The organism is Niallia sp. FSL W8-1348 (assembly GCF_038006745.1).
In the GTDB taxonomy this organism is placed as follows: Bacteria; Bacillota; Bacilli; order Bacillales; family Cytobacillaceae; genus Niallia; species Niallia alba.
On record NZ_JBBOVV010000004.1, the window covers coordinates 80,737 to 95,752 of the forward strand.

14 protein-coding genes and 1 pseudogene are annotated in these 15,016 nt (G+C 33.8%); 12 read left to right on the forward strand and 3 right to left on the reverse strand.

The features are described 5' to 3' along the window. Positions 1–15 precede the first annotated feature (15 nt). A complete protein-coding gene (locus NST60_RS25230) occupies positions 16–435 on the forward strand; it encodes a universal stress protein (protein ID WP_016204940.1) in 420 nt (139 codons plus the stop codon). Positions 436–601: 166 nt separating this feature from the next. Then, complete coding sequence (locus NST60_RS25235) at positions 602–1,021, forward strand: universal stress protein (RefSeq protein WP_016204939.1); 420 nt, start codon at positions 602–604, stop codon at positions 1,019–1,021. 33 nt (positions 1,022–1,054) lie between these two features. Here the strand turns inward: NST60_RS25235 and NST60_RS25240 are convergent, their stop codons facing one another. From NST60_RS25240 to rnjA, 3 genes are all read right to left on the reverse strand, one after another. Continuing rightward, positions 1,055–2,329, reverse strand: coding sequence for an MFS transporter (locus NST60_RS25240; RefSeq protein ID WP_016204938.1), 1,275 nt, complete (start codon positions 2,327–2,329; stop codon positions 1,055–1,057). 174 nt (positions 2,330–2,503) lie between these two features. Then, positions 2,504–3,046: a recombinase family protein gene (locus NST60_RS25245; protein ID WP_016204937.1), complete on the reverse strand. Its 543-nt coding sequence runs from the start codon at positions 3,044–3,046 to the stop codon at positions 2,504–2,506. Positions 3,047–3,347: 301 nt separating this feature from the next. After that, entirely contained in the window at positions 3,348–5,018 is a 1,671-nt protein-coding gene (gene rnjA, locus NST60_RS25250) for a ribonuclease J1 (RefSeq protein WP_047945031.1), read from the reverse strand. 273 nt (positions 5,019–5,291) lie between these two features. Between rnjA and NST60_RS25255 the strand changes: the two genes are divergently transcribed. From NST60_RS25255 to NST60_RS25300, 10 genes and pseudogenes are all read left to right on the forward strand, one after another. Beyond that, complete coding sequence (locus tag NST60_RS25255) at positions 5,292–5,750, forward strand: MarR family winged helix-turn-helix transcriptional regulator (RefSeq protein WP_016204934.1); 459 nt, start codon at positions 5,292–5,294, stop codon at positions 5,748–5,750. A 69-nt stretch (positions 5,751–5,819) separates the two neighbouring features. After that, positions 5,820–6,347 (forward strand): arsinothricin resistance N-acetyltransferase ArsN1 family A, encoded by a 528-nt coding sequence (locus NST60_RS25260; RefSeq protein ID WP_016204933.1) that lies wholly within the window; start codon positions 5,820–5,822, stop codon positions 6,345–6,347. A gap of 1 nt (position 6,348) precedes the next feature. Continuing rightward, a complete protein-coding gene (locus NST60_RS25265) occupies positions 6,349–7,719 on the forward strand; it encodes an NAD(P)-binding domain-containing protein (RefSeq protein ID WP_109769256.1) in 1,371 nt (456 codons plus the stop codon). 22 nt (positions 7,720–7,741) lie between these two features. Further along, positions 7,742–7,951 carry a hypothetical protein gene (locus NST60_RS25270; protein ID WP_016204931.1) on the forward strand — a complete coding sequence of 70 codons (210 nt, stop codon included), beginning with the start codon at positions 7,742–7,744 and terminating at the stop codon, positions 7,949–7,951. 113 nt (positions 7,952–8,064) lie between these two features. Continuing rightward, positions 8,065–8,403, forward strand: coding sequence for an ArsR/SmtB family transcription factor (locus NST60_RS25275; RefSeq protein WP_016204930.1), 339 nt, complete (start codon positions 8,065–8,067; stop codon positions 8,401–8,403). 167 nt (positions 8,404–8,570) lie between these two features. Next, positions 8,571–8,900: an ArsR/SmtB family transcription factor gene (locus NST60_RS25280; RefSeq protein WP_016204929.1), complete on the forward strand. Its 330-nt coding sequence runs from the start codon at positions 8,571–8,573 to the stop codon at positions 8,898–8,900. A 15-nt stretch (positions 8,901–8,915) separates the two neighbouring features. Further along, positions 8,916–10,214 (forward strand): arsenic transporter, encoded by a 1,299-nt coding sequence (locus NST60_RS25285; RefSeq protein WP_016204928.1) that lies wholly within the window; start codon positions 8,916–8,918, stop codon positions 10,212–10,214. A 60-nt stretch (positions 10,215–10,274) separates the two neighbouring features. Next, positions 10,275–11,918 (forward strand): FAD-dependent oxidoreductase, encoded by a 1,644-nt coding sequence (locus NST60_RS25290; RefSeq protein ID WP_016204927.1) that lies wholly within the window; start codon positions 10,275–10,277, stop codon positions 11,916–11,918. Positions 11,919–12,328: 410 nt separating this feature from the next. After that, a complete protein-coding gene (locus NST60_RS25295; RefSeq protein WP_341100794.1) occupies positions 12,329–13,333 on the forward strand; it encodes an alpha/beta fold hydrolase in 1,005 nt (334 codons plus the stop codon). Positions 13,334–13,387: 54 nt separating this feature from the next. After that, a pseudogene (locus tag NST60_RS25300) lies at positions 13,388–14,949 on the forward strand (IS3 family transposase). Positions 14,950–15,016: the final 67 nt, after the last annotated feature.

Consider the following 15,016-nt stretch of genomic DNA (forward strand, 5'->3'; position numbering starts at 1 on the left):
GGAGTGAAGTGTATAATGTATAAAAAAATACTATTAGCCATTGATGGATCAGAACATTCTAAAAGAGCAACAGAGGAAGCAATGAAAATTGCTTCTTTAAGTGAAGAAAGTACAATAAAATTAGTTTATGTTGTGGATTTTTCCAAATCAAAAGATGAGGTTTTACACGCTCATAATAAGGAGGAATTGGAGTTATCTCGCAAGAAAAAATTATTGCCTTTTGAAGAGTTATTAAATGCCAATAATATTGATTTTAGTTTTGAATTATTACACGGAGACCCTGGACCAGCTATAGTAGAACATGCTAATAAAAAAAAGTTTGATATGGTTGTAATCGGAAGCAGAGGACTTAACACTCTACAAGAAATGGTACTAGGCAGCGTCAGCCATAAGGTGGTTAAAAGAGCCAATTGCCCAGTATTGATAGTAAAATAATTGTATTATAAAACCCACTTTAAAAAAAGTGGGTTTTATTTTTGAGGAAAATGGAAATGAATGAGTTTAATTGAAAATAAAATAAAAATAACATAAATTAAGTTCCCGTTTTATATAAAAAGTTATATTATATATGTAAGCGCTTGCTTAGTTGGGAGGAATGAAAATGTATAGAAATATCTTATTAGCAACCGATGGTTCCGTACACTCAAAAAGAGCTGCATTAAACGCAATTTATATTGCTAACTGTTGCTCAGAATCTAAAGTAGAAATCGTTATGGTAAGTGATCCTTCAAAGGCAAAGACTGAGACCCTTCATAATTGGAATAGCTCTGAATTTGTTGATAAAAATAGAGGGAAAATTTCAGAAGTGGAAAAGTTAGTGAAAGAATCGGGGCTCAATTATGAAGTTGTTATATTAAAGGGAGAACCAGGTCAAGTTTTAGTAGACTACATTAATAACAAGGGTACAGATCTTGCAATAATGGGAAGCAGAGGATTAAACGTCCTACAGGAATTTGTTTTAGGTAGTGTAAGTCATAAAGTAACTAAAAGAGCTAACTGTCCAGTATTAATTGTAAAATAAACTTGCTAATTAGAAAGAAGGTTAAAACCTCCTCTAATTAGCTCTTTTTGCTATTGTTACTTTCTGAGGTTTTTTTGCAAGGATTGCTCCAAATATTCCAAGAATCGGAAATAACAGTAAAAATAATAAGCTTTCTATATAACTGTGAAAATAATCATATCCTATTCCTAGTGGCAATGGACCAATTGCAGAACCTACAACCATAACCATCATAGCAATCCCGTTTATACTCCCTAGGTATTTTCTTCCGAAATAATCAGACCATATAATATTGAGTGTAATTCTTTCTATTCCATTGCTTGCTCCCCATAATATTCCAAAAATAATTCCAATCCAAATGCTTTTTACATTTATTAACAGAATGAGGAATGTAATCTCTGTTAAGAATATCCCCATCAAAAGGATTTTTGTTTGTATTTTTTCTAGTATAAAACCTGACAAAAATGAAATTGGGAATCCAACTAATGCCATCAGGCTTAAAACACTAGCTGCTAACTGCGGGGACAGGTGCTGTTCTTGAAATATGGATAAGAGATGGAATGTAATAGCTGTATTTACAAGTGCAGGGATTCCCACGCAAACTAAAATTGCCCAAAAAGCTTTAGTTTGCATAGCTTCTTTTAAGGTCCAATCCATCACTAAATAAGAATGGGATATTTTATTATGAGATTTATTCTTGAATTTTTCTGTAATACCATCTGGCAAGGCTCCAATATCCTCAGGCCTATTTCTCACTCCTATTATAGCAAGGGGTGTGAAAATAATTAGTAATGCGACTCCCCATATTTGCCAGGTTGTTTGCCAGTCCCACTTATCAATTAACCACGTATTTGCAATAGGAAAAAAAGCAGCACTTGAAAAGCTTCCTATAGCCATAAAACTCATTGCTCTTCCTCGTTTTTTTATAAACCATTGTGGCACTATGGTATTAGGAATTAACGTCATACTTCCTTGACCCAAGAACCTAATCAAGAAAAAACCAATTCCTAACATCCAAATATTGGTAACAAAACTATTGAAAAAACAAGCTAATGAAAACAAGACACTTACTATTCCGAGCATTCTACGATAACCAAAGCGATCCATAAACTTTCCCATAAACATTATCAGAAATCCAGAGCATAAAGTAGCGATGGAATATAGACTGGATATTTCGGTTCTATTCCACCCAAAACTTTTTATGTATTCCTCAATGAATGTCGAATTTGAATAGGTTTGACCAGGCCCTGAAAAAAATGTACCTAAACCTGCTATAAAAACAATAAACCAACCGTAAAATATAGAAGTATTCCTCTTCCTTTTATTCATAGTATTAACTACACTCCTTTTGATTAAAAAGATGAGAAGATGGCTATCTAAAATAATTCTTGTATTAAGGAGCCAACCTCTAAAGTGATGAATTATAGTGGAGAATAGCTACACTAAGTAATGATTTAGTTTCACTAGTAATTAATTGGAGATTTGTAAAACACTGATGAAGTATTATTTTTCTAGATATCGATACAGAGTAGTTTTACTGATTCCGGTATGTTCCTTTATTTGGGCAAGACTGAATTTTCCACTTTTGTACATTGACATGGCAAGTTTAACATTTTTATCTGGCTTTTTTGGTCTTCCAGGTGCTTTTCCATTTTTTTTTGCTTCAAATAATCCTTCTTTGGTTTTTTCACTAATCAAGTCTGTTTGGAATTCAACTAAATGATTTAGTATCCCAGTAAATTCATAGTGTTTTGTTATGCTAGTATCGACATTTTCATGTAACGACTGCAAAAATGCGTTCTTTTTCTGAACTTTCTCCATTATTTCCAGAAGATGACGGGTGGAATCAGCAAGTGCGAAAAATTTAGTAATAACAATTTTGTCCTCACTTGAAAGAGAGTTTATTAATTCTATTAATTTTATTCTTTTTTTGGCTGAGGAATGGTCTTCTAAAATGATAGATGTGCAATTTATTGCTTCTAATTGAGTTATTTGTTTTTTGCAAGTAAGATCTTCTTGTGTTGGTCTAGCGTAGCCATATAACATATTTATCCTCCTGATGGTGTTGTGACCAAACTATAATAACATATTTTTTTATTGTACTTCCTATGATTTTCCTCTTATTAGAGATAATGTTTTTATTAAGTTTAATTGGACACAAGGTAAATCAATCAACTATGATAGATAATAATTTTTTCATATTTTTATTTATCAGGAGGATAATTGGCTTAGCTTAACAGTGCATCTCTAATTATTACTTTATATAAAAAGGTTTCTTAAAGTAGTTGAAAAAAGAAACCCTTTGTTAGTTTCTGTGACAATTTTTATAAAAGAAAATATTGTATTCTTACACTTCTATAATAATGGGTAGTAACATTGGTCGACGTCCAGTTTCAGCATATAAGAATGGACTAAGAACTTCCACAATCTCTTGTTTAATTTTCCCCCAATTTAATATATCTTGTTTGAGTAGTGTGGATACACATTCATTTACCACTTTTTCTATTGTTCTCATAAGTTCTTCAGACCCACGCATATAAACGAATCCTCTTGTAACTATTGCAGGTGGAGATACTAACTGCTTTTTTTTACTATCCATACTTAGACTTATGATGATAATTCCTTCTTCGGATAAAATTTTGCGATCACGTAATACAATATTTCCTATATCACCTATACCGCTTCCATCAACATAGACACCTTGGGAAGGTATTGTTTTACTGTTAATTCGTGCTTCATCTTCAGAGATTTCTAGTACTTGACCATTATCCATAACAAAGCAATTTTCTAGTGAAACACCCCAATCAACAGCTAATTCTACGTGTTTTTTTAACATTCGGTATTCTCCATGAATGGGCATGAAGTATTTGGGCTTTATTAGTGATATCATTAATTTTTGTTCTTCTTGGGTACCATGACCAGATGTATGAATATCACTAATTTTATGGTGTATAACATTTGCACCTACTCGGAATAATTGATTAATTGTCCGATTAACACTTATAATATTCCCAGGAATAGGAGAGGAAGAAAAAACAACTGTGTCACCTTTGACAATATGAATTTGTCGATGATTACCATTTGCTATTCTCGACAATGCAGCCATAGGTTCTCCTTGACTTCCTGTACATATAATAGTTACTTCATGAGTTGGAAGATAATTAATTTGACTGATTTCAACAAATATATCTTCAGGAGCCTGTATATAACCTAGGTTTTTTCCTATCTGAATTGTTTTTTCCATACTTCTTCCAACGATAGCGATTTTCCGCTTATAACGAATAGAAGCTTCAACTACTTGTTGTATTCTATGAATGTTTGATGCAAATGTCGCAAATAAAATACGAGATTGTGTTGCTTCGAATATCTCTTTAATCGATTCTCCAACTTTTTTTTCAGACATTGAAAAACCGGGTACTTCACTATTTGTACTATCAGATAATAAACATAAAACTCCTTCTCGACCAATTTCTGCTATTTTGTGAAGGTTGGCTTCTATCCCCATTGGTGTAAAATCAAATTTAAAATCACCTGTATGCACAATATTTCCATCAGGTGTGGTGATTACTACGCCGAAAGAATCTGGAATGCTATGTGTTGTTCGGAAAAATCTTACTTTTATATTGTCAAATTGAACATCAATATCATCTGAAATATGTATCATTTCTACATAACCTGTTTTATGTTCCTCTAACTTACTCTGAATTAATGCTGTTGCTAGAGCCCCTGCATAAATAGGTACTTTTATACGCTTAAATAAAAAAGGAACTCCACCTATATGATCTTCGTGTCCATGTGTAATAAATAAACCTTTAATTTTGTCTTTGTTTTTCTCCAAGTACGTATAATCAGGTATAACATAGTCTATACCTAATAATTCGGATTCAGGAAATTTAAATCCAGCATCTACAATTATAATTTCATCATTGTACTCGATTACATACATGTTTTTTCCGATTTCTCCTAGACCACCTAAAGCAAATATTTTTGTTTTGCTGCTATATTGTAAACTATTCATATTCTAACTCCTTCTAAATTAAAATTCGATAAGAGAAATTAATATCGATATATATCTAGATTTTATTAATGATTTTTCTAAATTTCGAAGAATTACTTTTGATATAAATATTTTATCTTCATCTTTCATACCATTATTAAGCATAGTCTATCATTTGTAGACCTAAAAAGGAACCTTTTTGAAACTGTTTCTTATGTCTCATAAGAATTAGGAAGTTTAACATTTGACAATATCAATTAATGACGTTATCATTTAGTGTAGAGGCGATAATATATGAAAACCCAGGATAAAATTCAAATACGTGAGTTGTTACAACAGTTGGTAAGGGACTTTGGACTTCTTCAGAAAGATGGTTCTGACTGTTGTGGAATTACAGTATCGCAAAGTCACATTGTCTATGAGTTAAGTAAGAGTCCGAATATATCTCTACAGACATTGGCAGAAAAGTTAATCATGGATACAGGACTTTTAAGTCGTCAGGTTAATAAATTGGTTGAGCTTCACTTCATCTCAAGAGTTCCAGACCCTAATGATAGAAGATATGTCCTTTTGTCACTTACAGATGAAGGGGAATCGAAAGCAGATGAAATTTCCAATCAAATGATGGAGTATCTCGGTAATATTTTCGAGCACATACAGGAAGATAAGCATCAACAGGTTTTAGAAAGTCTAAGTTTGCTATTGGTTGCAATGAACAAAAATAATGGGTTAGGTAGTTGTGCCACCAAATAAGGTGGCCTTCATTAAACAATATAGTTGATAAAGTCAATTAATGAAAAAGTCAATTAAGGGGATGGAAAAATGATTAGGAAAGTAGAGAAAAGGGATTTATCGGCTATATTAGAGATTTATAATCAAGGAATTGAAGATGGAATAGCCAGCTTTGAAGAAGAATCTAAAGACGAAAACTATATTTACAATTGTTTTAATCTTCATAATGGAAGATATTGTGCTTTCGTAGCAACCAATGAACAAGGAGAAATTATGGGGTGGGCTTCGATTAACCCATACAATAGTAGGGCTGCTTATGATTGCGTAGGAGAAATATCCATATATATACATAGGGGATTTAGGGGCCAAGGACTAGGACAGCAACTATTACATGTCTTAGAAGAAGAAGCAAAATCACAGGATTTCTACAAACTAGTGCTCTCTACATTTCCTATAAATACTTTAGGCCAAGGTTTATACCGAAAACTAAACTATAGGGAGGTTGGATTATTTAAAAATCAAGGAAGATTAAGAGGCAAATTTGTAGATGTAATGATAATGGAAAAGTTGCTTTTTGATCAAGATTACTATTTGTTAAATACAAAGGAGAGTAATTAATATGTCTGATTTTATCTTATCATCTTGCTGTCAGCCATCGGATGAAACTCAAGAAAATACAACTATCAGTAAAGAACTACCTATTGCTATTATTGGGGCAGGTCCTGTAGGTTTAGCTGCTGCAGCTCATTTGATTCAATATAAGCAAAAAGTGATTGTTCTAGAAGCTGGAACAGAAGTGGGAGCAAACATCCTTACTTGGAAGCATATAAAACTATTCTCACAATGGAAATACAACATCGATAAAGCAGCATCTACTTTATTAGAGAGAGATGGATGGGAACAACCGAATCTTGAGGAAATACCTACTGGTAAAGAACTCGTGGAAAATTATTTAATCCCTTTATCAAAGATTCCAGAATTACAAGAAGTAATAGCTTTAAATACAAAAGTCATTTCTATAGCCAAAAAAAATACCGATAAAATGAAGACAGCTAACAGAGAGAATGTCCCATTTGTTATTTATACAGAGTATAAAGGGACTATTCAAGTTCTTGAGTCAAGAGCTGTCATTGATGCTACTGGTACATGGGGAAATCCTAATCCAGCTAACTCCAATGGAGTTTGGTTAGAATCAGAAAAATCCCTGAAGGACAACATTTTTTATGGGTTACCTGATATCTTGGGAGAAAGTATAAACCGCTACAAAAATAAGAAAGTAGCAGTTATAGGAAGCGGTCACTCTGCCATTAATGCTTTATTAGAATTAGGGATTTTAAAGGAAAAGAACCCTAAAACAGAAATTATATGGATTATCCGCAAAGAACGGGTAGAGGATGCATATGGTGGAGAGGAAAAGGATGCCTTAGAAGCAAGAGGATTATTAGGCAGCAGGATTCATGGATTGGTGGATAAAGGGATCGTTCAAGTACACACTTCCTTTAGAGTAGATCAGTTGATAAAAAGGAATAATACCTCAACGCTAAATATTATAGGAGAAGTGAACGGTGTAAAGCTGGAAATTGAATCGATTGATGAAGTTATTGTCAATACAGGAAATCGACCTAGTTACTCTTTTTTAAATGAATTACGTACAAAAGTTGATTTTGCTACTGAAAGTGTAGAGGCAATTTCTCCTTTAATTGATCCTAATTTGCATAGCTGTGGAACAGTTCGTCCACATGGTGAAAAAGAATTGAGGCAGCCTGAGAAGAATCTATATATTGTTGGATCTAAAAGCTATGGTCGAGCTCCAACCTTCTTAATGGCTACAGGATATGAACAGGTACGTTCAATAGCAGCATTTATGGCAGGAGATATAGAATCTTCTGAAAAAGTAGAGCTAGATTTACCTGAGACAGGGGTTTGTAGCGTGAGTTTCTCTAATATTACACCTAATAATAGTTGTGAGACGAATTCGTGTTGCTCCTAATAATTAAGAGTGAGGGTTATATATGGTTATAAATAAAGGTGGCAATCTAAGTAAAGATTATTTTAAAGCTTACTTGAAATTAATCATGAATAGTTTGGAAGTTTCCATTGAATTAGCAAGAGAGAAGGCTTTTGCAAGATTATTTAGCAATAAAGAAAATACACTTGGATCTATATCCTATAGTAATTTCATTCGAGCTTATTGCGAATTAGAGAAGGAAATAGCTCATTAATTAAATATACTATTGAAAAGAGAAAATAAGAGTTTAACTAACTCTTATTTTCTTGCATACTATGACTACTCCATTTAGTATAAAGGTAATTCAAATGGAACGGATGATTATACATGACTATTGAACAAATAGATACTATTGCGAATATTTTGAAACTACTAGGTGATAAGACAAGGTTATCCATAATGGGAATGCTAATGATAAATGACTGCTGTGTATGTGAATTTGTGGATGTGTTTCAAATGTCACAGCCAGCTATAAGTCAACATTTGAGAAAATTAAAAGATGCTGGTCTGGTTAAAGAGCAAAGAAAAGGCAAATGGGTTATCTATTCTCTAGAGCAAGGAAATCAATATTTCCCTATGATTAAAAACATTTTAAATTACATTCCAAATCAAAATGAAAAATTTATTTGGCTTGAGGAAAACGGAATGCGTATTTCTTGTGAATAAATAAAATAATAAGGGTTAATGTGGTTGACATTAACTTTTTTTATAATTAACATATAAGCATATAATTATATACGCAAATGAGTTCTTCATTAATATCTTTGATTGGTTACATGAGTACCATTTTTTTTTGAAGATACTAAGGGAGGTAAATAAATCTGGCAACTGTAATGGATATAAAGGATACTGCAAATGTATTAAAGCTTTTAGGAGATAAAACAAGATTATCTATGGTAAGCATGTTGGATGAACAGGAGTGTTGTGTCTGTGAATTTGTTGAACTTTTTAATATGTCACAACCTTCTATTAGCCAGCATTTACGGAAGATGCGAGATCTTGGAATTGTTAAAGAACAAAGAAAAGGTCAGTGGGTGGTTTATTCTTTAAACACAACAAGTGAATACTACGTATTAGTTAAAGAGTTATTAAAACATGTTCCAAGTCAGAGAGAAAAATTACTATGGCTAGAGGAAAAGGGTTTAAGAATTATATGTAATTAATGGAGGTTAACAGCTTTGTTACAAACTATATTAGCAATAATTATCTTTTTAGTAACACTGACATTAGTTATCTGGCAACCGAAAAATCTTTCGATTGGTTGGTCAGCATGTGGCGGGGCAATATTAGCTCTTCTTGTTGGTGTAGTTGATTTCAATGATGTCATTGACGTAACTGGAATTGTTTGGAATGCAACACTTGCATTTGTCGCAATCATTATTATTTCTTTAATCTTAGATGAAATAGGATTTTTTGAATGGGCAGCTTTACATATGGCAAGAGTTGCTGGTGGTAATGGACTCAAGATGTTTGTTTACGTTGCTATTTTAGGTGCTATTGTTGCAGCGTTTTTTGCAAACGATGGGGCAGCACTAATTTTAACACCAATCGTTTTAGCGATGGTTAGAGCTTTAAAGTTAGACGAGAAAATGGTTTTTCCGTTTATCATTGCAAGTGGTTTTATAGCAGACACTACATCATTACCTTTAGTTGTTAGTAATTTGGTCAACATTGTTTCTGCTGATTTCTTTGATATCGGATTTGTAGAATATGCATCCAGAATGATTGTGCCAAATATTTTTTCTTTAATAGCAAGTATCCTGGTGTTGTACTTATATTTCCGTAAAAGAATTCCAAAGGTTTATGATTTAAATCAATTAAAAGTACCACAAGAAGCAATAAAAGATTTAAAGATGTTTCGTTTATCTTGGATGATTTTAGCTGTTTTACTTATTGGCTATTTCGTGAGTGAATTCCTGTCTATTCCAGTCTCAATCATAGCAGGTGTAATTGCGATTATTTTCCTTGTATTTGCAAGAAGAAGCGCTGCTGTATCTATTAAGAAAGTAGTAAAGGGTGCTCCGTGGGCAATTGTATTCTTCTCTATTGGAATGTATGTCGTAATTTATGGATTGCGTAATGTAGGTTTAACAGACCTGCTATCTAGTGTTATTCAAGCAGCTGCAGACCAAGGATTGTTTGTTGCAACCATGGGAATGGGATTCATTGCAGCAATCATATCGTCCATAATGAATAATATGCCAACTGTACTTATTGATGCATTAGCAATTGCAGATACAAATGCTACAGGAGTAATAAAAGAAGGGTTAATTTATGCCAATGTTATTGGATCTGATTTAGGTCCTAAGATTACACCAATTGGTTCATTAGCAACGTTGTTATGGCTCCATGTTTTATCTCAAAAAGGTGTAAAAATATCATGGGGAACTTATTTTAAAACAGGTATTGTCTTAACTATTCCAACCCTTTTGATAACTCTAATCGGCTTATATCTGTGGCTTTCCATTCTTTCATAAATGAACGGGAATTGTTAATTATACAGAGTAATATTGATACTAATTTTGGAGGATATAAATATGAAAGTACTAATTATAGGATCTGTAGCAGCAGGAACATCTGTAGCAGCAAAGGCACGTAGGAACGATGAAAATGCGGAAATCACTCTATATAATGCAGACTATGACATTTCTTATTCCATATGCGGTATTCCTTATTTTCTAGGTGGAGAAGTAGAAAATCTGGAAACATTAACTCCAAGAAGTGCTGCTTGGTTTAAAAAGCGATATAACGTAGATATTTTTACTCGTCATGAAGTAACTACAATTGATGCCGAGCAGAAGAAAGTTCAAGTGAAGAACTTAGATACAAATGAAATAAAAGAAGACTCTTATGATGTATTGGTTTTTGCAACAGGGGCTTCTCCAATTAAACCTGATATTGATGGAGTAGATGGAGAGCATGTTTTCCAAGTTCGTACGATACAAAATACAGCAGCTATTGATCAATATATGAAAGCAAACCAACCAAAGAAAGCAACCATCATAGGAGCTGGCTATATTGGATTAGAAATGGCAGAACAGCTTACTCATAGAGGTTTAGAGGTAACAATCGTACAACGTAGTAATCATGTAATGGCACATATGGATAAAGATATCGCTTCACGAGTGGAAGAACACTTAGTTAAAAAAGGAGTCAATCTCATCTTAAATGATGAGGTAACTGCGATAAGCAAGAAGGAAGTACAAACTAAATCAGGAAAAGCTATTGAAACGGATATTGTTATATTAGCTACGGGTGTTCGTCCAAATACACAATTGGCTAAGGAAATCGGTGTTGAAATTGGTAGTACTGGAGCTATTGCAGTTAACTCCAAAATGCAGACTAACCTTCCTGATGTTTATGCTGTTGGTGATGTTGCTGAAAGCTACTCCGTTATTACAGGAAAACCTATCTATCGTCCATTAGGAAGTACAGCTAATAAAATGGGAAGAATAGCTGGAGATGTAATAACGGGAGGTTCTTTAGAACACCGAGGTATTTTAGGTACTGGTATCTTAAGAGTATTTGATTTGGCTGTTGGTCAAACAGGTATGAATGAAGTAGAAGCATTAGAAGAAGGCTATGATATCGAAATACTTCATAATATTAAACCGGCTAGAGCAGAGTACCTCGGAGGAAAAGAATTAGTTATTAAAGCAATTGCTGATAGAGAAACTGGCAGAATATTAGGTGTACAAATAGTTGGAGAAGAAGGTGTAGATAAACGGATTGATGTATTTGTAACAGCAATGACGTTTAAAGCAAAAGCAGAAGATTTATTCCATCTAGATCTTGCCTATGCACCTCCATTCAGTACAACAAAAGATCCAGTAATGTACACTGGAATGGCTCTGCAAAATGCTATTGAAAAGAAAAATAAGCTAATTACACCAAAGGAACTAACGGAGAGAATAGAAAAAGGAGAAGCTCTTCAAGTAATTGATACCAGAGCACCAAAACAACATAATGTATCAAAAGTGGAGAGTGCAATAAATATACCACTAGGTGAATTACGTGTGAAAAGTAGAGAGCTTGATCGTAACTTACCAACCGTAACTTACTGTAATGGTGGAGTCACTGGGAATGCTGCACAAAATGTTTTGCGTAACTTAGGGTTTAATGATATATATAATCTTTCTGGTGGAAATAAGAATTACCAAAATTATATGAAGAACAAATAATAATTAACATTTAGACCTCGGGTGTAGAGTACTTGGGGTCTTTTTTTGCAAAAGTGTTATATATCCAATACTAAGTTAAGAAGAAGAGCTTGTAAAAAAATGTACTTAAACAAATGAGTGCTTCCCTTGAATTATTGGAACTTCTCTTCCTTATGTCGCTATGGGAGCAGAATAATTATACAAGGTGATTATTATGATTTTTTCGTTCCAGATAGAAATTGATATAATGAACTCTAATCAAACTTACAATCTTGTTTCAAAAGATAAAGAGATGGTGAAAGTTAGTAATTTTGAAAGATAGCGAAGTTTCAATGTATTTCGCTTATTGTAATGAATGATGAAGCATATCTTGGTATAATTGACTATGAGTGTTAACATTTTGTTATATATGGATAAATGAGGGATTTGAATTGGCGTTAAATTTATTGTTACATAAAAAAAATGATATAAAAAATGATAATTTAATCGTACTGATACATGGACTTGGTGCATCTGATAATACATGGAAACAGGATGGTATTTCATGGATAGATCTATTTTTAACTGATGATACATTTAAAAATGTAGATGTAGCGGAAATAACTTATGATACATTCCATTTAGCAAACGGATTATTGGCTCTAATGGGAATTAAAAAACTTAAACTAGGTAAATTTAAAAGTTTTTCTGTTGGAAAAGGTCCTTTTACTACTATTGAAACTTTGGCTAGGGAATTAAAAAGAGAAATTGACTCGAAAAAAATTAAGCAATATAAAAATGTATTATTAATCGGTCATAGTATGGGTGGATTAGTAGCTATAAGATATATTCTCGAGGAACTTGAACATAATCAAACTCATAATGTAAAAGGTATGATTAGTTTAGCTACACCATATAATGGTTCTTCATTTGCTTTATATAATCAATTAATAAAGAGTATAAACAAGCATGCTCAAATTCCATCTTTAGAGCCTAATAGCAGTTTTTTAGATGAAACGATAAGATTATGGCAAAAGCATTTAGAAACAATTAATTTAGATTTTAAATTTTTCTTTGGAACAGAGGATACTATTGTGCCAGAAAACAGCGCCATTCCACATATTGTCAGATCGAAATGGACAGGAGGAATTCCTCTTCCAGGAGATCATAGTGGGATCTTAAAAGTAGAAAATCATAGTTCTATAAGTTACAGACATGTTAGTGAAGCAGTAAATGAGATTTTTGAAAGAGATATTGTATTAAAAAAAAAAATAATAGATGAGCAAAGAAAGCTAACTTTAGCAAAATCTATTTCACGACTTAAGGCAAATGGTTTGGATAAAGAACAAGCTTTATATTTTTTAGAGAATAAACACTATAATTTTGAATATTTAAAGCCAACTGACGAAAAACGATTAGTAGTAATAGAAGGTGAGTTTCCCCCTCTGTTAGGATAGATGTCGTAGGGAACTTTAGTGTATAGTTTAAATCATACACGGAGGTTGATCGACATGAAAAGTAATAATGGTAAACGTTATACAAAGGAAGAGAAAGCATCAATTATTAAGAGAATGATGCCCCCCACTAATGAATCGGTTGGCCAATTAAGTGAAGAGTTGGGCATTACTGAACCCACGCTTTACAAGTGGAGAAAAGAGGCTAGATCATCTGGAAACCCCACACCCGGAGATGGACAAAGTTCTGAACACTGGAGCAGTGAAGATAAGTTTCTCATAGTTATGGAAACATACTCAATGAATGGTGCGGAGCTAGCGGAGTATTGTCGAAAAAAGGGACTTTATAAAGAACAGATTGACGCATGGCGAGATTCATGCCTTAATGCAAATGGGCGAGAATCTAGTCAAACAAAGCAGTTAAATCAAGAATTAAAAGAGGAGAAAAAGCGAGGAAAGGCATTAGAGAAAGATTTGCGTAAAAAAGAAAAAGCATTGGCAGAAGCTGCAGCCTTATTACTATTAAGAAAAAAGGCCCAAGCGATCTGGGGGGACCAAGAGGACGAATGATCAGCCCGTCAGATCGCGCACTAGCAGTAGAACTCATCCAAGAAGCAAACCAAAATGGTGCGCGATTAGCCCCGGCGTGTAAAGAATTGAACATTAGCGTTCGCACCTATGAACGCTGGATTTCAGAAGGTGGAATCAAGGAGGATCAACGCCCTATTGCGTTACGTCCAGAGCCAAAAAATAAATTAACGATAGAGGAAAAACAAGAGATACTGGAGGTTGTTAAAAAAGAGGAATTTGTAGACCTACCGCCTACTCAAATCGTGCCAAAATTAGCAGATCAATGCATTTATATCGCCTCCGAATCTAGCTTTTATAGAGTTCTTCGTGAGCATAAAATGCAAAATCATCGGGGAAGAAGCAAAAAGCCCGAGGGTAGATTACCAGAAAGTCATTTAGCAGTAGCCCCAAACCAGGTATGGACATGGGATATAACGTGGTTAAAAGGGCCGGTGAAAGGCTTGTTTTATCGACTCTACTTAATTATCGATATTTTTAGTAGAAAAATCGTAGGTTGGGAGATTTGGGAGTCAGAGGAGGCAAAACACGCTGAAGATTTAATGAAGAAGACGATTATTAGTGAAAAAATCCAAGGTAAACCACTCGTTTTACATTCCGATAATGGCAGTCCCATGAAAGCCGCAACATTTCAGGTATTACTTGAAAAATTAGGGATCCAAAGCTCTTATTCAAGACCAAGAGTAAGTAATGACAATCCCTATTCTGAAGCAATGTTTCGGACTCTGAAATATCGACCTGAATTCCCGTACAGAGGCTTTGAAACACTTGAGGCTGCACGTGAATGGGCATTAAGATTTGTGAATTGGTATAACTGTATACATTTACACAGTGGTATAAATTTTGTGACGCCAGAACAATGCCACACAGGTGCGCATATTGGGATACTGAAAAAGCGCAAAGAAGTTTATGAACTAGCGAAACAAAAGCATCCAGAACGTTGGACGCGCTCAACTAGAGACTGGAGTGCACATGATTCAGTGGCTTTAAACCCAATAAAGGACAAGATAGAAAAGGATGGAACAAAATAGCCCCACTGCGACTGAGCTTGAACTACCCATTCCCTTCTCATCAAAGAACAGAATGAATTCTGTTCTT